Genomic DNA, 22,688 nt, shown 5'->3' with positions numbered 1-22,688 from the left:
ACCGACACCGCGGCCACCGACACCGCGGCCACCGACACCGCGGCCACCGACACCGCGGCCACCGACACCGCGGCCACCGACACCGCGGCCACCGACACCGCGGCCACCGACGCGGTGGTGCCCGGCGAACCGGAACTGACGGCGCTACTGGCCTGTGAGGAACGTGCCGGCGCGACCGACCCGTATCGCCGGGTGGCCGCGCTGACACACGTGATCGCTCATCGGGCCAAGACCTGAGCCAGTAGCGCGGGATCGACGTTGCCACCGGACACGACGGCGACGCCGCCTCCCAGCTTGGCCTGTGCCGCGACCGCGACAGCGCCGCTGGGTTCGGCGACCAGGCGTGCCTTCCGGATCAGCTGACCCATCGCGGCGAAGATCTCGTCCTCGGTCACAGTGATCACGTCGTCGACGAGCTTGCCGATGTGCTCCCACGTCAACTGCGACGGCTCGTCCCGCAGCGCGTCGGCGATCGTCCGTGCGCGCTCCACGGGATCCCAGCGGACCAGCTCGCCGGCTTTCAGCGAGGCCGCGATGTCGGCGGCCAGCGCGGGCTCGGCGCCGATCACCCGCACCCCGGGCTTCAACGCCTTGATCGCCGTCGCGACACCGGAGATCAACCCGCCTCCGGACATCGGCACGACCACGGCGTCGACGTCCGGCAGGTCCTCCAGGATCTCCAGGCCGATCGTGCCCTGGCCCGCGATCACGTCCGGGTGGTCGAACGGCGGGATGAGCGCCGCGCCGCGTTCGGCGACGAGGGCTTCGGCACGCTCCACGCGTTCGGTGATGCCGACGATGAAGACCTCGGCTCCCAGCGCCTTCGTGGCCCCGATCTTGACCGCCGGAGTGTTCGAGGGCATCACGATCGCCGCCGGAACGCCGTGCAGACGAGCCGCGAACGCCACCGCCTGGGCGTGGTTGCCGCTGGAGTAGGCGACGACGCCGTTCGAGCGATTTTCCAGGCGTGCCAACGCGTTCAGTGCGCCGCGGAGCTTGAACGCGCCGACCGGTTGCAACGATTCCGGCTTGAGCCAGCCCGGACCGAACGGCAGCAGCGGCGTGCGCACCACGTGGGGTGCGATGACCGCCGCTGCCGCGCGGACGTCGTCGAGCGAGATCATCCGGAGACCAGCGAGGCGAACAGTTCGGGCTCGATGTTGCCGCCCGACACGACGGCTACCGCCGGACCGGTGGGCAGAGAGCGGTTCAGGTACGCCGCAACGGGAACAGCGCCGCTCGGTTCGGCCACGACACGGGTGCGGCGGGCGATCTCCCCGACAGTGGCCCGGATCTCGTCCTCGGTCACGGTGACGATGTCGTCCACGTACTCGCGGATGTGCGCGAAGGTCAGCTCGGACGGTTCGGCGCGCAGGCCGTCGGCGATGGTGCGGGCGCGGTCGTGCGCGTCCCAGCGAACCAGCGATCCCGCGGCGAACGAGGCGGAGGCGTCCGCGGCCAGCTCGGGCTCGACGCCGATCACGCGGACGTTGGGGCGCAAGGACTTCACGGCCGTGGCTACGCCGGAGATCAGGCCGCCGCCGCTCACCGGCACCAGGATCGTGGCCACGTCGGGCAGGTCCGCGCAGATCTCCAGGCCGACGGTGCCCTGACCGGCGATCACGTCCGGGTGGTCGAACGGCGGGATCAACGTGGCGCCGCGTTCCTCGACCAGTTCGTAGGCGCGCGACTCGCGTTCGGTGATGCCGACGACGAACACCTCGGCGCCGTGCGCACGCGTCGCGTCGATCTTCAGCTGCGGGGTGTTCGAAGGCACGACGATCGCCGCGGGCATGCCGAGAAGCTTGGCCGCGTAGGCGACCGCTTGCGCGTGGTTACCGCTCGAGTACGCCACGACACCACATGCGCGGTCCTCGGAAGGTATGCGGGACAAGGCATTCACCGCGCCGCGTTGCTTGAAGGCCCCGATGGGCTGCAGACATTCGGGCTTGATCGAAAGGCCCTGGTCGAACGTCAGCAGCGGGGTGTGCACGACATGCGGGGCGATCGCGGCGGCGGCCGCGTGGATGTCTTCGAGGGTCACCAGGCGCATATGTCGATGATGCACGTCACCGGGGCACAACCGGTGAACTGTGCCCGACGTCCCACAAGTGTCATGTCTGAGAAGGAGAAGATCACCCCCGTCAAGCTCGTCGCGAGTGTGCTCGCCGCCGTCACCGCGGCAGTGCTGAGCCTTCGCCTCAACGTCGTCGGCACCATCATCGGCACGATCCTCGCGAGTGTGGTGACCACAGTGGGCGCCGTGCTCTATCAACGGTCGATGGAACGCGAAAAGCGTTGGCAGGTGATAGCGGTGGGCGGCCTGCTCGCCTTCGTGATCACCGTCCTCACCGTCACGAGCGTCCAGCTGGTGACCGGCAAGCCGACCTCCGCGGATCCCGGAAAACCCGCGACGAGCCCGACCGTCCACACCGAGACGCACACCGAGACGACGAAGACCGAAACGGAGACTGTGACTGTGCCGCCCAGCGCGCCGAGCACGTCCAGTCAGTCGCCCGCCGAAAGCACCACGACGACCGGACCGCCGACCACGTCGACAGGATCCCGACAGCCGACCGACAGCTCGGGCCCGGCGTCAACTGTCGACCCCATTCGGTGATCACGTCACTACTTTGAGCGATAGTTAACTGTCAATTGCTACGCACCGCAGTTGATCTGTCGTGAGCTGTGACACACTTCGTCCACGGTCGAGGGCGGGCGTCATAGATAACATGCCCATAACGTCACTCGATCGGGCGAAAGATTCGGTCCGAAAGAGACCGGGAGGAGGGCGCGATGAGGCTCGTGGCGAGACCACTTGAGCGCTGCGCCTTCGCGAGACACGAGAGTGAACTGGGGATTGGAGGGGTGGGGCGACCCCTGCCGCCGCCCCACCACCCGTCCCCCTAGAGCCCCCGAGAGAGGTCCCTGCAACCGATCTCTCGGGTTCCCCTGCACCCGAAAGTGAGGGAGACGTCTGATGAACCGCACGAGTGCGGCCCGTATAACCGGTGCCGTTCTGCTCGCCACCGGAGTCGTGACTGCTCTCAGCGTACCGGCGTTTGGCGCCCCTGCTGCACCGGTCGCCCCAACCGGTTCCGACACGGAGAGCTACCCGGCCGAATTGCTCCAAGCGGTCCAACGTGATTTGGGCCTGAACGCTGACCAGGCACGCGTCCGTCTGGCCAGTGACCAGAAGTCCGGCGAGATCGCGGAGCAGGCGAAGGCCTCCCTCGGCGACGCGTTCGGCGGATCGTGGATCGACCAGGCGAGCGGCAGACTGACCGTCGCGGTGACCAGGCCGGGACTCTCCGTGAGCGGCGCGGACACCAAGGTCGTCAAGAACTCGCTCACCCAGCTCAACGGCACCAAGTCGGTGCTCGACCTCATGAGCGCTCCCCAGTCGGTCACCAGCTGGCGCGTGGACGAGAAGTCCAACGCCGTCGTGATCGAGGTCAACCGCACCACGCGGGACGCCGCGGCGGAGCAGTTCATCGCGACCGCGAAGTCCATCAACTCGGCTGTCGCGGTCGAGGAGGTCACCGAGAACCCGACGCCGCTGTACGACCTGCGCGGTGGTGACGCGGTCTACATGGGCGGCGGCCGCTGCTCGCTCGGCTTCTCGGTGACGGGCGGTTTCGTCATCGCCGGCCACTGCGGCCGCGCCGGCACCGCCACCCAGGGCTTCAACCGGGTCGCCCAGGGCACCTTCCAGGCGTCGGTGTTCCCCGGCAACGACTACGCGTGGGTGAAGACCAACGCGAACTGGACCCCGCGGCCGTGGGTCAACCGCTACGGCGGCGCCAACGTGATCATCAAGGGCTCCACGGTGGCCGCGATCGGCGCGCAGATCTGCCGTTCCGGTTCCACCACCGGCTGGCACTGCGGCACGGTCGGGGCCTACAACCAGACCGTGAACTACCCGCAGGGCACCGTCCGCGGCCTCACCCGCACCAACGTGTGCGCTGAGCCCGGCGACTCCGGCGGTTCGTGGGTGGCGGGCTCGGGCTTCGGCCAGGCCCAGGGCGTGACGTCCGGCGGTTCGGGCAACTGTTCGTCCGGTGGCACCACGTATTTCCAGCCGGTCAACCCGATCCTGTCGCGCTACGGCCTGACCCTGACGCGCGGCTAGAAACCTCCTGACCGTGAAGCGCTGTGACACTCCGGTGTCACAGCGCTTCCGCGTTCGTGAGGACGATCTTGCCGTGGGCGTGGCCGGTCTCGCTCAGTTCGTGCGCGGCCGTGCCCGCGGAAAGGGGGAAGACCCCGGCGAGCGGAACGGTGAGGACGCCCTCTTCGGCGAGCGCTGCCGCGGCGGCGAGACCGTGAAACGCACTGGGGTGCGCGCCCGGCCCGAAGGTGTGGGACACCCGGACGCCGTGCTCGTCCGCGGCGGACATGTCGGCGATCGTCAGCACGCGGTCCGGTGAGCCGGCGATCGTCACCAGATCCGGGACAGGGCCCGCGCAGTGCAGGACCACGTCCACTCCGAACTCCGCTGCCCGGTCGACCAGACCTTCGCCGTAGACGATCGGGGTAGCGCCCAGCCCGGCCAGGAAGTCCTGAGTGGCCGGACCGGCGGTGCCGATCACCCGTGCACCTCGTGCGACGGCCAGCTGGACCGTCATCGTGCCGACACCGCCCGCTGCTCCCGCGACGAGCAAGGTCGTGCCGTCGCGCACCCCGAGCAGATCCAGTGACCTGGTGGCGGTTTCCACGTTCGCGGCCGCACCACCCGCCTGCTCCCAGCTCAGCGTCGACGGCTTGCGCGCCCACGCGGCCAGCACCGCGTACTCGGCGTTGGCGCCGCCGAGCCGGGCCAGGTCGACCATGCCGAACACCTCGTCGCCCGGCTGGACATCGGTCACCCCGTCGCCGACCTCGTCGACGACGCCGGCCGCGTCCACGCCCGGCACGTGCGGAAGCGGAACGAGCTCGCCGAACCGCCCGGCGCGCAACCCGGCGTCCGAGGGAGTGACACCGGAGGCGCGCACCGCGACGCGGATCTGACCCGGGCCTGCGTGAGGTTCGGCGACCTCGGCCACGTGCAGCAGGCCGGCGGGACCGTATTGGGAGAACTGAAGAGCTCGCATACCGGCGAAATTAGTGGAACAGGGCGTCCACTTAGCCGAAACTGAGACGGTGACGAGGAATCTGACTCAGAACCTGCGCTCGGACGCCCAGGACAACCGCGACCGGATCCTGGCCGTCGCGCGCGAGACGTTCGCCGCGGAGGGGCTGGACGTGCCGATGCGGGAGGTCGCCCGCCGGGCCGGAGTGGGTCCGGCGACCCTCTACCGCCGCTTCCCCACGAAGGAGGCGCTCGTGGTGGAGGCGTTCTCGGAGCAGATGGCGGCCTGCACGGCCGCGGTCGACGAAGGGCTCGCGCACCCCGACCCCTGGCAGGGGTTTCGCCGGACGGTCGAGCGGGTGTGCCTGATCCACGTCCTGGACCGCGGGTTCGCGGCGGCGTTCACGAGCGCCTATCCGAGGGCGATCGACTTCGCCGCGGTTCGCGAGCAGGCGTTCCGCTCGCTGACCGAACTCATCGGGCGAGCGAAGGTGACCGGTGAGCTGCGGGCCGACTTCTCGGTCGACGACATGATGCTGCTCTTCATGGCCGCCGGGGGCGTCCGCCACGGGACGCCCGCCGTCGCCCGCCGGCTTGCCACCCTGTTCCTGGAAGGGGCGGCTAGCTGAACTGCACCGATCGTTTCGAGAGCCCGTACCAGAAGCCCTCAACGCTCGTGCGGGCCTTCTCGTCGCTCGCCGCGCCGAGTGCCACGAACAGCGGTGCGAAGTGCTCGGTCCGCGGGTGCGCGATGCCCGCCGCGGGAGCCTTCTGCTGGAAGTCCAGCAACGCGTCCACGTCGCCGGCGGCCAGCTGCTGATGCGCCCAGTCGTCGAACTCCCTCGACCACGACGGCGGCTCGTAGTCCGGTCCGGCCGGGAAGTTCACGCAGCTCAGGTTGTGCGTCATGAACCCGCTGCCGACGATCAGGACGTTCTTGTCCCGCAACGGAGCCAGCTTCTGGCCGACCTCGTGCAGCTCGCGCGGGTCGAGCGTGGGCAGCGACATCTGCAGCACCGGCACGTCCGCGTCGGGGAACATCTCCTTCAGCGGCACGTAGGCGCCGTGGTCGAGCCCGCGGCCGGCGTCCTGCTGGACGTGGCCGCCGAGGAGCTTGCGAACGTCTTCGGCGAGTTCGGGCGCGCCGGGTGCCTCGTACGTGACCTCGTAGTACCGCTGCGGGAAGCCCCAGAAGTCGTAGACCAGCGGCACGGTCGTGGTCGCGCCGATCGTCGTCGGCGCCTCCTCCCAGTGCGCGGAGACCATGAGCACGGCCTCCGGGCGCGGGAGGGTGGCGGACCAGTCCTTGAGCTCTCTGGTCCACGTCTCGTCATCGGCCAGCGGGGGTGCCCCGTGGCTCAGGTACAGCACTGGTGCGCTCACGTCATCGAGCGTACGCCAGTTTGTTCAAATTTCAACGACTAAGTTCAACTTTGAACGACTCGGCCGCTTTGCGCGGGTCTTCGGCCTCGGTGATGGCCCTGACGACGACCACGCGCGTGGCTCCGGCCGCCTGGACCTCGCCGAGGTTCGCGAGGTCGATCCCGCCGATCGCGAACCACGGCCGCCGCATGCCCTTCGTGGCCCGCACGAGGTCCAGGCCCGGCGCCGGACGCCCCGGCTTGGTCGGCGTCGGCCAGCACGGGCCGGTGCAGAAGTAGTCGGCGCCGTGCTGCGTGGCCGCCGCCTGCATCTGCTCCACGTCGTGCGTGGACCGGCCGATGACCACCTCCTCGCCCACGATGTGGCGCGCGCACGAGACGGGCAGGTCGTCCTGGCCGAGGTGCAGCACGTCCGCCCTGACCGCGTACGCGATGTCCGCGCGGTTGTTGACGGCGAGCAGCTTCCCGTGGGCGGCGCAGGCTTCCGCGAGCGTCTCGAGGGCTTTGATCTCCTGCTTCGCCTCCAGCGACTTGTCCCGCAACTGGATGATGTCGACCCCGCCGGCGAGCGCGGCATCGGCGAACTCGGCCAGATCAGGCCGGTTCGGCGTGCAGAGGTAGAGCGTCGCGTCGGCGAGTCGTTGCCTGATCAGGTTTCCGTCGAGTCCTGGCACGCTCGCACGGTAACCGTTATGTTGGTGTCGGTCCGCACGGGAGCCTGGAGAACACCGGGCTGAGAGGGAGCGTGGTTCGCTCCGACCGTCGAACCTGATCCGGGTCATGCCGGCGCAGGGAGCGTGAATGCCTTGAGCAGTGTGGAAGTGGCCGTCCGGGGTGGCGGTGTCATCGGCCTGTCCGTGGCCTGGTGGGCGGCGCGCGCCGGGTTTTCGGTGTCGCTGTGCGACCTCGGCTCGCCGCACGCCGGTTCGCGGGTGGCCGGCGGGATGCTCGCTCCCGTCGCGGAGGCCTGGCCGGGTGAGGAAACCGTTACCGCGCAAGGTGTCGAGGCGCTCGCGTTGTGGCCGGACTTCGCCGCCGCGCTGAACGTGGAGTTGTTCGACAGCGGAACGATCAGCGTGGGCACGTCGCCGGGTGATCTCGCCGACCTGCGCAGGATCGTCGAATTGTTCAACAATCCTACGTCCGGATCGTTCAACAATCTGGATGTGGGATTGTTGAACAGCAGGGAGATCCGGCAACTCGAGCCCGCGCTGGGGCCGTCGGTGCGGGGCGGGATGCTGTTGCCGGGCGATCTCGCGGTGGACAACCGGGAGCTCCTTTCCGCACTGCGAAAGGCGTGCGTCGAGGAAGGCGTGATCTTCGAGTCCGGTGTGGACGTTGGAGGCACTGCTGTTCGCACGCGGCCGGGCGCGGTGACCGTGATCGCCGCGGGCGCGTGGAGCGGCCAGTTGCACCCGGCGTTGAAGGACGTGATCCGTCCCGTGAAGGGCGAGATCCTCAGACTCTCGTGGCGTCCGGGCACGTTGCCGCCGCCGACGCGCACGATTCGCGGTTCGGTGTCCGGGCGGTCCGTGTACCTGGTGCCGCGCAAGGACGGCGTGGTCGTCGGCGCCACCCAGTACGAGGCGGGGTTCGACACCGACGTGACGGTCGCGGGCGTGCGGGACCTGTTGCGGGACGCGGAAACCGTGCTGCCGGGCATCGCCGAGTACGCGCTCACCGAGGCCGCCGTGGGGTTCCGCGCGGGCAGCCCGGACAACGTCCCGGTCGTGCGCTGGCTCGAACCCGGCGTCATCGCCGCGACGGGCCATCACCGCAACGGACTTCTGCTCGCCCCGCACACCGCTCGTCAGGTCGTCGGGCTGCTCAAGGGAGAAAGCTCGTGAAAGCACAGGTCAACGGCACTTCTCGGGACCTGGCCGACGGCACGTCCGTGGCCGCGCTGGTGTCGCTGGTGGGGGCGCCGGAGAAGGGCGTGGCCGTGGCGCTGGACGGCGCCGTGGTGCCGAGGGCGTTGTGGGACAAGACGATCGTGCCGGACGGCGGCGTGGTCGAGGTGCTGACCGCGGTTCAGGGAGGCTGACGTGGACGATCCGCTGATCATCGCGGGCCGGGAGTTCCGGTCCAGGCTCATCACCGGCACCGGCGGTGCCGCGAACCTCTCCGTGCTGGAACGGGCCCTGGTGGCCTCCGGTACCGAGCTGACCACCGTGGCCATGCGCCGGGTCGACGCCGCCGGTCAGACCGGTGTGCTGGAGTTGTTGCGGCGACTGGGAATCGAGGTCCTGCCCAACACCGCGGGCTGCCGCACGTCCGCCGAGGCCGTGCTGACCGCCCAGCTCGCGCGCGAGGCGCTGGAGACGAACTGGGTCAAGCTCGAGGTCGTCCACGACGAGGAGACCCTGCTGCCGGACCCGGTCGAGCTGCTCGACGCGGCCGAGCGGCTGGTGAACGACGGCTTCGTGGTCCTGCCGTACACCAACGACGATCCGGTGCTGGCCCTGAAGCTGCAGGACATCGGCTGCGCCACGGTGATGCCGCTCGGTTCGCCCATCGGAACGGGTCTCGGCATCCGCAACCCGCACAACATCGAGCTGATCACGTCCCGCGCCACCGTTCCCGTGGTGCTCGACGCGGGCATCGGCACGGCGTCCGATGCCGCGCTGGCGATGGAACTCGGCTGCTCAGCGGTGTTGCTGGCGACGGCCGTCACGCGTGCGAAGGACCCGGAACGCATGGGCGCCGCCATGCGTTGTGCGGTCGAGGGCGGAAGGCTGGCGCGGTTGGCCGGCCGAATTCCGCAACGCTTTTGGGCCCAAGCGTCTTCGCCGGGACTCTGAGGTCGCTACCTTGGGTACTCACGTGCTGGGGGATGATTGACCATTACCTGATCCGCCGAGGAGGACGACTAGCCGTGACGGCCCCCATTGACGCCGAGGTCGAGGACGCGACCGCGCGTCTGTACCTGGCGATTGGCCGGCTAGCCCGGTTGCTGCGACGCACCGGTTCCCCCGGACTCGGCCCCGGCGCTGTCTCCGCGCTCGCCACGCTGGCCAGGTGCGGCCCCATGCGCCTGGGCGACCTGGCGAACAAGGAAGGCGTGGCGCCGCCGACGTTGTCCCGCATCGTCGCCGCGCTGGTCGAGGCCGGGTACGTGAAGCGCGAGCCCGACCCGCAGGACGGCCGCGCCTGGCTCGCCACCCCCACGCCCGAGGGCGAGACGATGGTGTCCGGTGTGCGGTCCGCGCGGGTGCGCGAGCTGCAGCGCCGGATCGAGCAGCTCACACCCCAGCACGTCGCCGCGCTGGTGAACGCGTTGGACGCGCTGGAGACGCTCGTCGGCGAAGAGCCGAAGTAGCGCATGAAGTCCCGGACCGCCGGCATGTGGTGGGGAACGACGATCGAGGCACCGGATCCCGGTGCTCTCGCGAGGTTCTACGCCGAGCTCCTCGGCTGGCACATCGGCCACGAGGAGCCGGGCACCTCGATCGTTGCCGTCTCGCCGAACGGGCCGTTCTTCGTCTTTCAGCGCGCGGAGGGCTACCAGGCTCCGGTCTGGCCGCCGGTCGACGGGCGGCAGCGCCCGATGATGCACTTCGACTTCCAGGTCGGTGACCTGGAATCGGCGGTCGCCGAGGCGGTGTCGCTGGGCGCTTCCGTGGCGGAGTTGCAGCCGCAGCCGAACGTGCGGGTGCTGTTCGACCCGGCTGGACACCCCTTCTGCCTGTGCCTGGACGAGTAGCTATTCGCCGAGCCGCCACATCGGCGACACCGGACCGACTCCAGCGCCCAGCGGGTAGGCCGCGGCAACGGACTTCACGATGAAGTCCTTGCCGAACCGCACCGCTTCGGGCACCGAAGCACCCTTCGCGAGAGCCGAGCTGATCGACGACGCGAGGGTGTCACCGCTGCCGTGCGTGTGCTTGATGTCGTAACGCGGCCCGGGCAGTTCGATGAACTCGCGGCCGTCGTGCAGCAGGTCGAGGCACTCCGGGTCGTCCCACATGTGGCCGCCCTTCACGAGCACCCACTCCGGGCCCATGGCGTGCAACGCCTCCGCCGCGACCCGCTGGTCGTCGCGGTCCTTCACGGTAATCCCCGTGATCAACCGGACCTCGTCCAGGTTCGGCGTCACCAGCGTGGCGCGCGGGAAGAGCAAGCCCCGCAACGCGTCCAGCGCCGAGTCCGCCAGCAGCTGGTCGCCGTGCATCGACGCCGACACGGGGTCGACCACGAACGGGGTCCTGCCGGAGCGTCCGATCCCGACCTGGTCCAGCGCGGGAGTGATCGCCTCGATGATCGCAGCCGACGCCAGCATGCCGGTCTTCGCGGCCTGCAGCCCGATGTCCTCGGCCACCGAGACGATCTGCGCCGCGACGACGTCCGCCGGAATCTCGGAGACACCCGTGACGCCCAAGGAGTTCTGGACCGTCACGGCGGTCAGTGCGACGCAGCCGTGCACTCCGCACGCGAAGAGCGTGCGGAGGTCGGCCTGGATGCCCGCACCACCGCCGGAATCGCTTCCGGCGATGGTGAGGACCCTCGGAGGTGTTGCTGTCACGTCGTTTCCACCACTGGCAGGTAGACCTTGTTACCAGTGTCGGCGAACTCGCCGGACTTCTCCGCCATGCCCGCCTCGATGGCCTCCACTGTGGACAGTCCGCGCTCCTCGGCGTAGCGCCGCACGTCCTGCGTGATCTTCATCGAGCAGAACTTCGGCCCGCACATCGAGCAGAAGTGCGCCGTCTTCGCCGGTTCCGCGGGGAGCGTCTCGTCGTGGAACGAGCGCGCGGTGTCCGGGTCGAGCGACAGGTTGAACTGGTCCTCCCAGCGGAACTCGAAGCGCGCCTTGGACAGCGCGTCGTCCCAGTCCTGCACGCCGGGGTGACCCTTGGCGAGGTCCGCGGAGTGCGCCGCGATCTTGTACGTGATCACGCCGGTCTTCACGTCGTCCCGGTTCGGCAGGCCGAGGTGCTCCTTCGGCGTGACGTAGCAGAGCATCGCGGTGCCCAGCCAGCCGATCTGCGCCGCGCCGATCGCGGACGTGATGTGGTCGTACGCCGGCGCGATGTCCGTGGCCAGCGGCCCGAGGGTGTAGAACGGCGCCTCGCCGCACCACTCCTCCTCGAGCCGGACGTTCTCGGCGATCTTGTGCATCGGCACGTGGCCGGGGCCCTCGATCATGACCTGGACGTCCTTGGCCCGCGCGATGTGCGTGAGCTCGCCGAGGGTCCGCAGCTCCGCGAACTGCGCCTCGTCGTTGGCGTCCGCGATGGAACCCGGCCGCAGGCCGTCGCCCAGCGAGAACGTGATGTCGTAGGTGCGCAGGATGTCGCAGAGCTCCTCGAAGTGCGTGTAGAGGAAGCTCTCCTTGTGGTGCGCGAGGCACCACCCGGCCATGATCGCCCCGCCGCGCGACACGATGCCGGTGACGCGCTTGGCCGTCATCGGCACGTACCGCAGCAGCACGCCCGCGTGCACGGTCATGTAGTCGACGCCCTGCTCGGCCTGCTCGATCACGGTGTCGCGGTAGATCTCCCACGACAGCGCGGCCGGGTCGCCGTTGACCTTCTCCAGCGCCTGGTAGATCGGCACGGTGCCGATCGGCACCGGCGAGTTGCGCAGGATCCACTCGCGCGTCTCGTGGATCCGCTTGCCGGTGGACAGGTCCATGATCGTGTCGGCACCCCAGCGGGACGCCCACACCATCTTGTCGACCTCGTCCTCGATCGACGACGACACCGCGGAGTTGCCGATGTTGGCGTTGATCTTCACGAGGAACTTCTTGCCGATGATCATCGGCTCGGCCTCGGGGTGCTTGCGGTTCAACGGAATGACCGCACGCCCGATGGCCACCTCGTTGCGCACGAACTCCGCGTCGAGGTTCTCGCGCACCGCGATGTAGCGCATCTCCGGGGTGATGATCCCGGCCTTCGCGTACGCGAGCTGGCTGACAGCTCCGTTGATCGGTTCCCGTGCCGCGACCCACCCGGACCTCAGGTCGGGCAGTCCACTGTGGACGTCGATGGTCGCGTTGTCGTCGGTATACGGACCGGAAGTGTCGTAGAGATCGACATGTTCGCCGTTGGTCAGTTCCACCCTGCGGAAAGGCACCCGGATGTCAGAAGCGACTTCGCGGTACACCTTGCGGGAGCCCGAGATCGGGCCGGTGGTCACACTGGGCTTGACCGAACGGTCGTCAAGTGCCGTCACGACATTCCTCCCTACGCCGGCATTACCCGGTCAGGTTCAGGCGGTCGGTGACACCGGCACTACAGCCAGTCACCCTCTCAGCCCGCTCAGGCGCGAGCTCCCGCGTTCTTGTTGAGTTGTCGAGACCCGACCATAGTCAGCGCGCGCCGTAGCTGCCAAGGGGACGGTTTGGCCCTAACCTTCTCCCCGTGGCGGATCATCAGCCGTTCCCGCCCGGCGCGCGTCGCGGTCAACGTCCCGCCGTGGTCTCCGCATGCCCTTCCTGCGGAGAACTCGCTGGTCGCGGCTATCCCGACTGCGGTTTCTGCGCCGAGCTGCTCGACCAGTTCTGGCTCGCGGACTGGGAGGCGTTGCGAACATCGTCCCAGCTGGCGGACCGGGAGCTGGCCGAGCTGGTGACCTCCGCCGACGTCGGCCAGTACCCCTGGACGTGCGTCGACTGGGCGATGACGCTGCTGGCGTGCTCCCGCTGCGGTGCCGAACTGGGCACCGGGCCGGTCGAGTGCGTGCGGTGCGCCGTCACGGAGGAGCGCCGGTGGAACTGGGACCACTCGGCGCATCCGTACACGATGAGCGCGAACGAGCACCTTTTACGAGTCGCCCGCGCGGCCCTGCGCGCACCTCACCGGCGCAGGCCCGCGGTGGTGCAGGCCTGGCAGCTGGTGCTGCCGTTCCTCATCGCCGGTGAGGTGATCGAGTTCGGCCGTCTGGACCGAATCCGCGCGCACGTGCTGGCCGGTGGCTACGCGTCGATGGCGGCGTGCCACACGTTCGACGAGCTGGCCGGGTTGCCCGAGCTGTTCTGGCGCCGGGGCAACCCGATCTCAACGCGGGTCGAGTACCAGCCGGACTCCGAGCGCCAGCAGCACGCTGCCCGACAGCTTCTCGAGAGCCGGACGGACCCGAGGGCGGCTCAGCCAGCCGCGGATGGTGTGCAGGATCGACACGATGATCAGGTACCAGACGGTGTCGATCAGCACCCAGCCGATGGCGAGGAAGAGCAGAACCCCCTTGCCGGCCTCCCCGGCAGGCACGAACTGCGGTAGGAACGAGATCGCGAACACGCCGAGCTTCGGGTTGGCGAGGTTCACGATCAGTCCGCTGCGGAACGCGTGGCTGGCGGGCGGAGGCGCCGACTCGGGCTTGGTCTTGCTGATCAGAGCTTTGACGCCCAGGTAGATCAGGAAGATCGCGCCGGCGATGCGGAGCCCGTGGTAGGCGATCTCCGACGCCGTGAGCAGCACTGACAGGCCGAGAGCCGCGGCGACGGCCCAGCACGCGACGCCGACCTCCATGCCGAACACCGTCGCCAGCGCGGCTTTTCGCCCGTGCACCGACTGTCGCAGGACCATGGCCGTACCAGGTCCGGGCGACAGTGCGATGAGGAACGAGGCCGCTACGAAGGCGACGATGTTTTCGATTGGCATGCCTCTGATGGTCGCTGATCCGGGCAATCTTTTTTCTTGACCTGGAGTGCGCTCCAGGATGTTCGGTGGTCCTCATGACGGATCTGGGGAAGTTGGGTTTCGGCACGTGGGCCATGGGTGGACCGTTCTCGGGTCCGGACGGGGCGCCGGTCGGCTGGGGTCCGGCGGACGACGGGCAGTCGGTCAAGGCGCTGCGGCGGGCGGTGGAGCTGGGCGTGACGCTGTTCGACACCGCGGACGTGTACGGGTGCGGGCACGCGGAAACGCTCGTCGGGCAAGCGTTTGCGGACATGCGTGACCAGGTGTCGATCGCGACGAAATGGGGTTGCGGGTTCGACGCCGGGGCGAGGCGGATGACCGGGAACGAGGGGTCTGTCGAGTACCTGCGCCGCGCCGTCGAGGGGTCGTTGCGGCGGCTGGGCACCGACTACGTCGACCTCTACCAGTTGCACATCGGTGACCTGCCGCTGGAGGAGGCAGCGCTGCTGCGGGACGAGTGCGAGGCGTTGGTCGCCGCAGGCAAGATCCGCGCGTACGGCTGGAGCACCGATGACGTCGAGCGCGCGCGGTTCTTCTGCGAGGGGGAGCACGGGATCGCGGCACAGGCCGACATCAACCTGCTGTTCGACAACCCCGAGATGTACGCGGGGGACTACGCGGTGCTGTGCCGCCGTCCGCTCGCGATGGGGTTGCTGGCGCGGGAGACGTTCGACGTGTTGCCCGCCGACGACGTGCGCGTCACGAACCCGTCCTGGCTGCGGTTCTTCGTCGACGGGAAGCCCTCACCGGAGTACTTCCAGGCGCGGGAGGCCGTTCGCGACGTGCTGACCTCGGGCGGTCGGACGCTGGTGCAGGGGGCGCTGGCGTGGTTCTGGGCGCGTTCTCCCCGCCTGATCCCGATTCCGGGCGTCCGGACGGTGGCTCAGGTCGAGGAGAACGCGGGTGCGCTGGCGTTCGGTGCGCTGACGGCCGACGAACTGGCGCAGGTGGAGTCGGTGCTCCGGCCTTAGTCGTCAGTCTTCGTCTTCGTCGTCGAAGTTCGCGGGGTCGGCCGGGTCCCACGAGAGGCCCGGCACACCCCACTCGTTGTCGCGCAGCATCCGCTTGGCTTCCTTCTTGTACCGGCCGATGAGACGGTCGGTGTAGAGGTAGCCGTTGAGGTGGTCGGTCTCGTGCTGCAGACAACGCGCGAAGAAGCCGGTGCCCTCGACCTCGAACGGCTGCCCGTCGACGTCCTGCCCGGTCACCTTCGCCCATTGGGCGCGTCCGGTCGGGTACGCCTCGCCCGGTACTGAGAGACAGCCCTCGAAGTCGTCGTCCGGGTCGGGCATGGTCTCGGGGATCTCGGACGTCTCCAGGACGGGGTTGCAGATCACGCCGCGGTGCTGCACGCCTTCGTCGTCCGGGCAGTCGTACACGAAAACCCGCAGGTCGACACCGATCTGGTTGGCCGCGAGCCCGACTCCGCGAGCGGCTGCCATCGTCTCGAACATGTCGTCGACGAGCGTCTTGAGCTCGGTGTCGAACTCGGTGACCTCACGCGTGGGGTTGTGAAGCACGGGGTCACCAGCGATGCGGATGCGATGCACGGCCATGGTCAGACCTTAAGCGGTCCAAAACTGTCGGTGTCGCGCGGTAGGTTGGAACGATCACGTGATTGAATTGCCCGCACCTGAGATGGTGTGGCGACCGTGGGGAGCCAGATGGATCACGCCGAGACGCTCACCTCCGCTGACGGGCTGACCAGCCGCGAACGCACGATGCTCGCGTTCGAGAAGCAGTGGTGGAAGTACTCGGGATCCAAAGAACAGGCCATCAGGGAACTGTTCGACATGTCGGCCACCCGCTACTACCAGCTGCTCAACGCTTTGGTTGAGAAGGAAGCCGCTCTGGCTGCCGACCCGATGCTGGTCAAGCGGTTGCGCGGCGTGCGGACAGGCCGTCAGAGGGTTCGCGCACGCGCCAGGAGCACCGAGGACTGATGACCTCCCCCGAGTCCGCAAGCCCGTCCCGCCCGGCCAAGGCCGCCGGCTTCGCCCTGCTGGGGGTGGCTGCGGTGGCTTTGATCATCGGCGTAGTCAGCCTCTTCGGCGGAGGTGACGAGACGCCGCCGGTCGCCGGTTCGTCCACACCACCGCCTCCCGTGCAGACGACGACATCCGAGTCTGCGGGTGAGACTTCGTCTTCGGCGCCGGCTGCTACGACGACCACGAACCCGCCTGCGGCGACCACCACTTCGGTTGCGCAGCCGCCACCGGTCACCCAGCCTGGGGCTGGAAAGGTGCCGGTTCGGGTCTACAACAACTCAACTATCACCGGGCTGGCGGTTCGGGCCGCGGATGAGGTTCGGGCCAACGGGTGGACCGTTGAGGGGACTGGGAACTACTCGCAGGGGACCATCCCGACCACGACTGTCTACTACCGGCCTGGGACTGATGAAGAGGCATCCGCCAAGGAGTTGGCTGCGGTGCTGCGGGCTCGGGTTGAGGCTCGGTTCGACGGGATTCAGGGGTCGGCGCCTGGGATCATTTTGATTGTCACCAATGACTTTCAGGGTGCTTCGAAGAGCAAGTAGGGCTTTGTGGGTTGGTCGCGTTTCGTGCGTGACGCGACCGGGTGGGTGGTCGCCTTGCGTTGGGCGTGTTCTGTTTAGGGCGCGGGGCTCTGCCCCGGACCCCGCCAATCTGATCAAAGACCAGCCAGCGCCGCTTGCGGGTTGATGGCACGCCTGGTGCGTTCGGCGGCTGCGCGTTGCGTAGGTGGTGCGGTCCGGGTGGGGTCCCGTCACAAGCCGAGCCGGAGCGAGCCACACTCGGAGGGATGGGTCAAGTCGACGAAAAGCGTGTCGACTTGACCCATCCCTCCGAGCGCGGCAAACGATCAGGCACGACTCGTGACGGGACCCCACCCGAAGCGCACGGGAAAAGCATGCCTCGGCTTCGCCGTCGGGTCGCCTCGCCTGCGGCATCGGGCGTGATGGGGTGCCCGGTGTGACGCTGTCACGCTGTGGTCAGCCGTTGCGTGAGGCTGCGTAGGCCGCCAGAGTTGCCAGTTGTGCCGGGTCCAGGGACGGGCGGACCACCTCGCGGGCCTTTGCCAGGTGGGCCTGCGTTACCTCGGCTGCGTCCAGGGACTCGCGCATTGCGGTCAGGGCGGCTTCTCGCACTAGGGCGGCGCAGTCTGCTGCCGAGTACATGTTCAGTTCACCCGCCAGGGTCGCTAGGTCCACGTCTTCGGACAGAGGGGTGTTGCGGGAGGCCGACTTGAGGATCTCGGTGCGGGCGTTGGCGTCTGGTGGCGGGACGTAGACGAGGCGTTCCAGGCGGCCTGGGCGTAGTAGGGCGGGGTCGATCAGTTCTGGGCGGTTGGTTGCGGCGATCACCACTACGTCGCGCAGGGGTTCTACGCCGTCCAGTTCAGTCAGCAGGGCCGCTACCACTCGGTCGGCTACGCCTGCGTCGGAGGATTGGCCTCGGCGGGGGGCCAGGGCGTCCACCTCGTCCAGGAAGATCAGGGCCGGGGCGGCGTCGGCTGCTCGGCGGAAGAGTTCGCGGACTGCTCGCTCGGATTCGCCTACGAACTTGTCCATCAGTTCGGCGCCCTTGACGGTCAGGACGTTCAGTTGGCCGGTGCCTGCCAGGGCGCGGACCAGGAAGGTCTTGCCGCATCCCGGTGGGCCGTAGAGCAGGACGCCGCGTGGTGGGTCCACGCCCAGGCGGGCGAAGGAGTCCGGGTAGCGCAGGGGCCAGAGGGCCGCTTCGGTCAGAGCCTGCTTGACCTCGGTCATGTCCCCCACGTCGGCGAGGGTCAGGCCGCCGGTCTGGACGGTGTCGGAGGCGGACATGGAGATCGGGCGCACGGTGTTCAGGGCGCCCAGCAGATCTTCTTGGCCCACGCGGGGTTCTGCGACGTCGCGTTGGCGCAGGGCGGCGCGTACGGCGGCTTCGCGACGCAGGGCGCAGAGGTCGGCCGCCACGAAGCCCGGGGTGCGGGCCGCCACCTCGCCGAAGTCCACATCGGACTCAAGAGGGACGTCGCGGAGCAGTACGCGGAGCAGTTCGGTGCGTCCGGCGGTGTTGGGCAGGGGGAGCGTCAGCTCGCGGTCCACCAGGTCCGGGGCGCGCAGGCGGGCGTCCACGGACTCGGCTCGGGCCGAGGTGACGATCAGGGCGAGGTTGGGGCGGGAGATCGCAGTGCGGAGGATGTCCAGCACGACGGTGGCCACGGGCGGTGGAGACGAGGGCAGCAGGGCGTCGATGTCGGTCAGCAGGAGGACGGTGGGCTGCGACGGGACACCGGCGATGGCGTCGCCCAACTGCTTGGCCATGGCGCCCGGTTCCAGGACCGAGATGCTCGGGGCGGCCAGTTCGACGACCGTGGCGTCCACGGAGCGGGCCACGGCGCGGACCAGGGTCGCCTTGCCCACGCCTTCCGGGCCGCTGACCATGGCCGCCAACCGAGCCGAAGCGCCCAGCTTGGTGAGCAGTTCTGGCTGGCGGAACATCAGTTCCAGCCACTCGGTGAGGCGTCGCGCCTGCTCGCGCTGACCAACAAGGTCCGCCACGGGCAGGGCTTCGTGCTTTTCCTGCACCACAACGGGAGTCACCTCGGCGGCGGGAGCAGTCGCCGAGCGCCAGCCCACCACGCTGGACGGCTGGACGGCCACCGGACCCGCCGGGTCGGTGGAGGTGATGGTGATCAGCTCGTTCGTCCACGTCATGCCGATGGCGTTGGACAGCTTGCGGCGCGTCTCGGAGACGTTGGCGCCGGGTGGCGGCGCGAGGTCCTGGGGGAGCAGCGAGACGCTGTCGCCGACCGTCAAAACCTTGCCCGTCAACGCCATCCGGACGTGATCGGGCGTCAGAGCGGTGGTGGCCAAGCGGGAGCCCGCGACGGTGATCGACCGGGCGCCGACCACCTCGACCGGCGCCACGACGATCTCGGAACCCTCGACGATGCCGAGGTTGGTGAGGGTGACGTCGTCGACCAGCACGACGCCCGGCGGGTGGTCGCCGGCCGCGGCGAGGGCGGCGCTCACGCGGGCGCCGGTCAGTTTCACGGCGTCCCAGGCGCGCAGGCCGAGGGCGTCGAGCACCTCCGGGTGGAGGCGGACTACGCCGCGCCGGGTGTCCAGTGCGGACGGGGACAGGCGAGCCGTCAGCGTGATCACGTCGACGACTCTAGTTCCTCACGGCCAGGCGAGCGGCCTGGCTGAACCAGGTCGGTCACACAACGGTCACACCGGACACAGTTGGCCCCAATGGAGTCTTCTGGACAAGACGGGTCAACGGCATGGTGATGTCGAATCCGGGCGGGGGGCTCGGGGCGTCGCGCGGTGACGCGACGGCAACACAAATAGGGGGACACCTTTAATGCGCCACAGATCGGCGCGCGGCTTTCGCATGCCCGCATTCACTCTCATACTGGCTGTTTCAGCTGGTTTCATCACACCCGTCGCCAGTTCGGCTGCGGCGCCGGCTGAATTGCCGGACGAGACTTCCGCGCTGGTGGCTGCACGGAAGTTCGACAAGCCGGTGAAGGTTTCCAATCTCACGACCGAAGTGTCGGAAACAGTCGCCAACCCGAACGGCAAGATGACGTTCACCCAATCGCTCAAGCCGCAACGGGCAAAGCGCGGGGACAAGTGGGTGCCAGTCGACACCAAGCTGCGCAAGCATTCGGACGGCCTGATCCGTCCGGAGGCGGCCGTCGTGGACCTCCAGTTCGCGGGAACCGCCAAGGGCCAGCCGCTCGCCGTGGTGGCCAAGGACGGCGTCGAGGTGGGCCTGAACTGGCTGGATGCGTTACCGGAGCCGAAGGTTTACGGCGCCAGAACCACCTACCAGGACGTGTGGCCGGGTATCGACCTGACGGTCGAAGCGACCGCAGTCGGATTCAGTCAGCTGCTGGTCGTGAAGACCCCGGAGGCGGCCAAGTCGGAGAAGCTCCGCAAGATCACCTACGGCTCGCACGTCAAGGGCGGGAAGCTGAGCCAGCGCGACGGCTTGCTGGAGGTCAAGGACGACAAGGGAACCGTGCGGTTCACCGGTGACGCCTCGCAGATGTGGGATGTGACCGGTCGCCCGGCAAAGATGGGTGTCGAACTCACGGGTGACACCATCTCCGTCCTTCCTGACCAGGCGTTCCTGGCTTCGCCGGAGACGAAGTTCCCGGTCTCGATCGACCCGAATTACCGCTGGCCGGGGTACAAGAACCATCACGCGGTCGTGCAAGAGAAGTTCAAGGACGCGCGCAACTACGACCGCACCGATGGCGAACTGGGTGATCTCAAGTCGGGCTGGCACAGAACCACTGACTTCTCGGTCTCCTTCATCGAGATGAACGTGGCTCCGATGGCGGGCAAGAAGATTCACTCCGCGACCTTCGCCATGAAGGTGATCAACTCCGCGAACTGCGACCTGATCGAGCCAACCGCGCTCTACCACACCGGAGGGATCGGCCCTGACACAAGATGGGAGGCCGCGCCGGCGTGGATCAGCAAACTTGCAACGACCAACCAGAAGAACAACCCCGACTACTGCCCGACCGACGGGCAGACCGAGTTCGACATTCAGAACCTGATCGCGGACCACGCCCTCCACGGGTACCCGCAGGTGACCCTCGGACTCATGAGTGAACCCTGGGCGAGGAATGACAAGGCATGGCGCCGGTTCGACCTCAACCCGCTGCTGAGGGTCGAGTACAACTCCTACCCGGAAAAGGCGCGCGAGCTGAGCTTGGAGCGTGGCCTGTACGCGTGCGGGCAAGGGGACAAGAAGCCTTACGTGCCGACCAGGACGCCGCGCATGCGTGGTCAACTGTTGGACGCGGACGGTGGCGCGCTCAGGTCGCAGTTCTCGTTGCACAAGGGACCTTGGGGCAACAGCGTCGCCATCGCCGACTACCGCGTCTCGGACACACCGTCGGGCTCGTACGCCGAGGCGCAGGTCGCACCGGGCGTGATCACGGAAGACGGTGTCTACAACTGGGCGATCTACACGAGCGACGGTGAGCTCGAGTCTGGTTGGTCTGATTATTGCGAGTTCGTCGTGGACACGATCAAACCCGTTGTGCCGCAGGCGAACTCGCGCGAGTACCTGCCGTCGCAACCCGGTGGTGGCGTCGGTGTGACCGGCACGTTCGAGCTGGACTCGGTGAAGTCGGTGAACGACGACGTGGTGAAGTTCATCTACTCGTTCACCTCAGACGGCGGTGAGTCCCTCAACAAGGAGATGCCCGCCGGCGCGGATGGCAGGGCGACGGTCCGGTGGACGCCAGGCACCGCGGGCACGGAGACACTGTTCGTCAAGTCGGTGGACCGTGCAGGCAACCTCTCCGATCTCAAGCGGTACGAGTTCACCGTGCTGGCCGGTGGGCATCCCACCGCGCACTGGGCGTTGGACGGCACGTTGACCGACACCAACGGGCGCAACGCTTTGACGCCTTCTGGCAACCCGAACCTCGCTACGGCGGGCTATTCGGGCAAGGGGGTGTGGCTGAACGGGGCGCAGGATCAACTCAGCGGTGGCGCGGTGGTCGACACTTCGAAGAACTTCACGCTGTCGGCGTGGGCGAAGCTCGACAGCGTCGGCTCCAACCGGTCGGTTCTCTCGACGACTGACGCCGCTGGGCTCAGCTCCAGCCTCTACTACGACCAAGCGCAGAAGCGCTGGGCGTTCGGCATGACGCCCGCGACCAGCAAGTCTGATCTCAAGGCGGTGTACGCACGGGACGAGGCAACGGCCGGTGTGTGGACCCACCTGACCGGCACCTACGAATCCACCACCAAGACCTTTGCTCTCCACGTCGACGGCAAGAAGCAGGGTGAGGCAAGTGGGCTCGAAGGCTGGCAGGCGTCGCAACTGCTGGTGGGCCAGGGCGCGGGTGGTTTTGTCGGCTCGGTCGACGAGCTCAAGGTGTACAACCGCGCGCTGAACGAGGCGGAGATCAAAGTCCTGGCCAAGCAGGCCGGGATCCGCGCCCATTACAAGTTCGGCGAAGGCGCCGGCTCTTCCACCAAGGACGAGGCGACCGGCCGCAACGCCACGCTCAGCGGCAAGACGGCCTGGAAGAAGGACGACGACTACACGTCGGTGCTTCTCAACGGGCCTGATTCGGACGGGCAGCCGCAGGATGCCGAGGCATACGTCTCGGCTCCGGCGCCGGGCATCCGCACGGACCGCACGTTCACGGTCTCTGCTCGGGCGAGGCTGGATCTTGGCGCGCACGAGGACAAGGCCAGGACCATCGTGAGCCTGGTGCAGAACGGCACATCACAGCTCGACCTCCGCTACGGCGGCACCTCGAAGAAGTGGGAGTTCGTGTTGAACGGCACCACAGTTGCGACCGCCAACCGCGCGGCCCTGGGTGAGTGGGTGCACCTGACGGCTGTCCAAGACACGACCATTTCAGAGATGCGGTTGTACCTCGACGGGATCTACATCACCAGGGTGCCGTTCGTCGGTGGATCGGCGCAGACCGAGTCCACTTTGGAGTTCGGACGTCTCACGCAGGCCACGGCCAAGGGGTCTTTCTGGAAGGGCGGTCTCGACGACGTGCGCGTCTACGTCGGTACCCCCTCGGACGAAGAGATTCTCGCGCAGGCCACTCGAAGCTGATTCCGCGCTCCACTCC

At 68.2% G+C, this 22,688-nt stretch carries 23 protein-coding genes, 1 pseudogene and 2 riboswitches; of the genes and pseudogenes, 13 read left to right on the top strand and 11 right to left on the bottom strand.

The features are described from left to right. Positions 1-237: pseudogene (locus ABZ345_RS42130) on the top strand (hypothetical protein); the annotation flags it as partial. Here the strand turns inward: ABZ345_RS42130 and ABZ345_RS42125 are convergent. Both ABZ345_RS42125 and ABZ345_RS42120 read right to left on the bottom strand, forming a co-directional pair. Further along, positions 219-1,124 (bottom strand): threonine/serine dehydratase, encoded by a 906-nt coding sequence (locus ABZ345_RS42125; RefSeq protein WP_359860561.1) that lies wholly within the window; start codon positions 1,122-1,124, stop codon positions 219-221. The pseudogene ABZ345_RS42130 and the gene ABZ345_RS42125 overlap by 19 nt on opposite strands. Beyond that, positions 1,121-2,053 carry a threonine/serine dehydratase gene (locus ABZ345_RS42120; RefSeq protein WP_359860560.1) on the bottom strand — a complete coding sequence of 311 codons (933 nt, stop codon included), beginning with the start codon at positions 2,051-2,053 and terminating at the stop codon, positions 1,121-1,123. The genes ABZ345_RS42125 and ABZ345_RS42120 overlap by 4 nt, the downstream gene beginning before the upstream one ends. Before the next feature lie 63 nt (positions 2,054-2,116). Here ABZ345_RS42120 and ABZ345_RS42115 point away from each other — a divergent pair, with 63 nt between their 5' ends. Together ABZ345_RS42115 and ABZ345_RS42110 are read left to right on the top strand one after the other, a co-directional pair. Continuing rightward, the gene (locus ABZ345_RS42115) at positions 2,117-2,620 is read left to right on the top strand and encodes a hypothetical protein (RefSeq protein ID WP_359860559.1); all 504 of its coding nucleotides are present in this window, start codon (positions 2,117-2,119) and stop codon (positions 2,618-2,620) included. A 360-nt stretch (positions 2,621-2,980) separates the two neighbouring features. Then, complete coding sequence (locus tag ABZ345_RS42110; RefSeq protein ID WP_359860558.1) at positions 2,981-4,132, top strand: S1 family peptidase; 1,152 nt, start codon at positions 2,981-2,983, stop codon at positions 4,130-4,132. A 37-nt stretch (positions 4,133-4,169) separates the two neighbouring features. On the opposite strand, the gene ABZ345_RS42105 is transcribed toward ABZ345_RS42110, so the two are convergent. Then, positions 4,170-5,093 carry an NADP-dependent oxidoreductase gene (locus ABZ345_RS42105; RefSeq protein ID WP_359860557.1) on the bottom strand — a complete coding sequence of 308 codons (924 nt, stop codon included), beginning with the start codon at positions 5,091-5,093 and terminating at the stop codon, positions 4,170-4,172. Positions 5,094-5,142: 49 nt separating this feature from the next. On the opposite strand from ABZ345_RS42105, the gene ABZ345_RS42100 reads away from it, so the two are divergent. Next, positions 5,143-5,700, top strand: a complete 558-nt coding sequence (locus ABZ345_RS42100; RefSeq protein ID WP_359860556.1) for a helix-turn-helix domain-containing protein — start codon at positions 5,143-5,145, stop codon at positions 5,698-5,700. Here ABZ345_RS42100 and ABZ345_RS42095 read toward each other — a convergent pair. Together ABZ345_RS42095 and thiE are read right to left on the bottom strand one after the other, a co-directional pair. Continuing rightward, positions 5,693-6,454 (bottom strand): class III extradiol ring-cleavage dioxygenase, encoded by a 762-nt coding sequence (locus ABZ345_RS42095; RefSeq protein WP_359860555.1) that lies wholly within the window; start codon positions 6,452-6,454, stop codon positions 5,693-5,695. The two genes, ABZ345_RS42100 and ABZ345_RS42095, sit on opposite strands and share 8 nt — an antisense overlap. 31 nt (positions 6,455-6,485) lie before the next feature. Beyond that, positions 6,486-7,127 carry a thiamine phosphate synthase gene (thiE, locus tag ABZ345_RS42090; protein ID WP_359860554.1) on the bottom strand — a complete coding sequence of 214 codons (642 nt, stop codon included), beginning with the start codon at positions 7,125-7,127 and terminating at the stop codon, positions 6,486-6,488. A gap of 26 nt (positions 7,128-7,153) precedes the next feature. Continuing rightward, a riboswitch (TPP riboswitch) is annotated at positions 7,154-7,265 on the top strand. 3 nt (positions 7,266-7,268) lie between these two features. On the opposite strand from thiE, the gene thiO reads away from it, so the two are divergent. The 5 genes from thiO (at position 7,269) to ABZ345_RS42065 (ending at position 10,156) form a co-directional block, all read left to right on the top strand. Further along, positions 7,269-8,300, top strand: coding sequence for a glycine oxidase ThiO (gene thiO, locus ABZ345_RS42085; RefSeq protein WP_359860596.1), 1,032 nt, complete (start codon positions 7,269-7,271; stop codon positions 8,298-8,300). Next, positions 8,297-8,497 (top strand): sulfur carrier protein ThiS, encoded by a 201-nt coding sequence (gene thiS, locus ABZ345_RS42080; RefSeq protein ID WP_359860553.1) that lies wholly within the window; start codon positions 8,297-8,299, stop codon positions 8,495-8,497. Before thiO ends, thiS begins: the two co-directional genes overlap by 4 nt. Position 8,498: 1 nt before the next feature. Then, entirely contained in the window at positions 8,499-9,254 is a 756-nt protein-coding gene (locus ABZ345_RS42075) for a thiazole synthase (RefSeq protein ID WP_359860552.1), read from the top strand. Between the two features lie 74 nt (positions 9,255-9,328). Next, complete coding sequence (locus ABZ345_RS42070; RefSeq protein WP_245733435.1) at positions 9,329-9,772, top strand: MarR family transcriptional regulator; 444 nt, start codon at positions 9,329-9,331, stop codon at positions 9,770-9,772. 3 nt (positions 9,773-9,775) lie between these two features. Next, the gene (locus ABZ345_RS42065; RefSeq protein ID WP_359860551.1) at positions 9,776-10,156 is read left to right on the top strand and encodes a VOC family protein; all 381 of its coding nucleotides are present in this window, start codon (positions 9,776-9,778) and stop codon (positions 10,154-10,156) included. Here ABZ345_RS42065 and thiD read toward each other — a convergent pair whose 3' ends face one another. The 4 genes from thiD to ABZ345_RS42045 all read right to left on the bottom strand — a co-directional run bounded on the left by thiD (position 10,157) and on the right by ABZ345_RS42045 (position 14,054). Further along, positions 10,157-10,975: a bifunctional hydroxymethylpyrimidine kinase/phosphomethylpyrimidine kinase gene (thiD, locus tag ABZ345_RS42060; protein WP_359860550.1), complete on the bottom strand. Its 819-nt coding sequence runs from the start codon at positions 10,973-10,975 to the stop codon at positions 10,157-10,159. Continuing rightward, on the bottom strand, positions 10,972-12,627 hold the full coding sequence (thiC, locus tag ABZ345_RS42055) for a phosphomethylpyrimidine synthase ThiC (protein WP_359860549.1): 1,656 nt from the start codon (positions 12,625-12,627) through the stop codon (positions 10,972-10,974). Before thiC ends, thiD begins: the two co-directional genes overlap by 4 nt. Beyond that, positions 12,619-12,741: riboswitch (TPP riboswitch) on the bottom strand. Its footprint overlaps the gene before it by 9 nt. 172 nt (positions 12,742-12,913) lie before the next feature. Beyond that, a complete protein-coding gene (locus ABZ345_RS42050) occupies positions 12,914-13,195 on the bottom strand; it encodes a hypothetical protein (RefSeq protein ID WP_359860548.1) in 282 nt (93 codons plus the stop codon). A gap of 256 nt (positions 13,196-13,451) precedes the next feature. After that, the gene (locus ABZ345_RS42045) at positions 13,452-14,054 is read right to left on the bottom strand and encodes a LysE family translocator (RefSeq protein ID WP_359860547.1); all 603 of its coding nucleotides are present in this window, start codon (positions 14,052-14,054) and stop codon (positions 13,452-13,454) included. A gap of 74 nt (positions 14,055-14,128) precedes the next feature. On the opposite strand from ABZ345_RS42045, the gene ABZ345_RS42040 reads away from it, so the two are divergent. Further along, positions 14,129-15,064: an aldo/keto reductase gene (locus ABZ345_RS42040; protein ID WP_359860546.1), complete on the top strand. Its 936-nt coding sequence runs from the start codon at positions 14,129-14,131 to the stop codon at positions 15,062-15,064. 3 nt (positions 15,065-15,067) lie between these two features. Here the strand turns inward: ABZ345_RS42040 and ABZ345_RS42035 are convergent, their stop codons facing one another. Next, a complete protein-coding gene (locus ABZ345_RS42035; RefSeq protein ID WP_359860545.1) occupies positions 15,068-15,649 on the bottom strand; it encodes a peptide deformylase in 582 nt (193 codons plus the stop codon). A gap of 108 nt (positions 15,650-15,757) precedes the next feature. Here ABZ345_RS42035 and ABZ345_RS42030 point away from each other — a divergent pair, with 108 nt between their 5' ends. Both ABZ345_RS42030 and ABZ345_RS42025 read left to right on the top strand, forming a co-directional pair. Then, positions 15,758-16,036: a DUF3263 domain-containing protein gene (locus tag ABZ345_RS42030; protein ID WP_359860544.1), complete on the top strand. Its 279-nt coding sequence runs from the start codon at positions 15,758-15,760 to the stop codon at positions 16,034-16,036. Next, on the top strand, positions 16,036-16,629 hold the full coding sequence (locus tag ABZ345_RS42025; RefSeq protein WP_359860543.1) for a LytR C-terminal domain-containing protein: 594 nt from the start codon (positions 16,036-16,038) through the stop codon (positions 16,627-16,629). Before ABZ345_RS42030 ends, ABZ345_RS42025 begins: the two co-directional genes overlap by 1 nt. Positions 16,630-17,064: 435 nt before the next feature. Here ABZ345_RS42025 and ABZ345_RS42020 read toward each other — a convergent pair whose 3' ends face one another. Continuing rightward, entirely contained in the window at positions 17,065-19,224 is a 2,160-nt protein-coding gene (locus tag ABZ345_RS42020) for an AAA family ATPase (RefSeq protein WP_359860542.1), read from the bottom strand. Between the two features lie 337 nt (positions 19,225-19,561). Between ABZ345_RS42020 and ABZ345_RS42015 the strand changes: the two genes are divergently transcribed. Continuing rightward, the gene (locus tag ABZ345_RS42015) at positions 19,562-22,672 is read left to right on the top strand and encodes a LamG domain-containing protein (RefSeq protein ID WP_359860541.1); all 3,111 of its coding nucleotides are present in this window, start codon (positions 19,562-19,564) and stop codon (positions 22,670-22,672) included. The last annotated feature ends 16 nt before the right edge of the window (positions 22,673-22,688 follow it).

It is taken from the genome of Lentzea sp. NPDC005914 (genome assembly GCF_040629405.1).
Lineage (GTDB): Bacteria > Actinomycetota > Actinomycetes > Mycobacteriales > Pseudonocardiaceae > Lentzea.
This window is presented reverse-complemented; position numbering and strand designations above follow the sequence as displayed.

Bases quoted from the DNA above. Each gene is read 5' to 3' on its own strand.
- ABZ345_RS42125 (WP_359860561.1), bottom strand. From the start codon at position 1,124: ATGATCTCGCTCGACGACGTCCGCGCGGCAGCGGCGGTCATCGCACCC.
- ABZ345_RS42120 (WP_359860560.1), bottom strand. From the start codon at position 2,053: ATGCGCCTGGTGACCCTCGAAGACATCCACGCGGCCGCCGCCGCGATC.
- ABZ345_RS42115 (WP_359860559.1), top strand. From the start codon at position 2,117: ATGTCTGAGAAGGAGAAGATCACCCCCGTCAAGCTCGTCGCGAGTGTG.
- ABZ345_RS42110 (WP_359860558.1), top strand. From the start codon at position 2,981: ATGAACCGCACGAGTGCGGCCCGTATAACCGGTGCCGTTCTGCTCGCC.
- ABZ345_RS42105 (WP_359860557.1), bottom strand. From the start codon at position 5,093: ATGCGAGCTCTTCAGTTCTCCCAATACGGTCCCGCCGGCCTGCTGCAC.
- ABZ345_RS42065 (WP_359860551.1), top strand. From the start codon at position 9,776: ATGAAGTCCCGGACCGCCGGCATGTGGTGGGGAACGACGATCGAGGCA.
- ABZ345_RS42045 (WP_359860547.1), bottom strand. From the start codon at position 14,054: ATGCCAATCGAAAACATCGTCGCCTTCGTAGCGGCCTCGTTCCTCATC.
- ABZ345_RS42040 (WP_359860546.1), top strand. From the start codon at position 14,129: ATGACGGATCTGGGGAAGTTGGGTTTCGGCACGTGGGCCATGGGTGGA.
- ABZ345_RS42035 (WP_359860545.1), bottom strand. From the start codon at position 15,649: ATGGCCGTGCATCGCATCCGCATCGCTGGTGACCCCGTGCTTCACAAC.
- ABZ345_RS42030 (WP_359860544.1), top strand. From the start codon at position 15,758: ATGGATCACGCCGAGACGCTCACCTCCGCTGACGGGCTGACCAGCCGC.
- ABZ345_RS42025 (WP_359860543.1), top strand. From the start codon at position 16,036: ATGACCTCCCCCGAGTCCGCAAGCCCGTCCCGCCCGGCCAAGGCCGCC.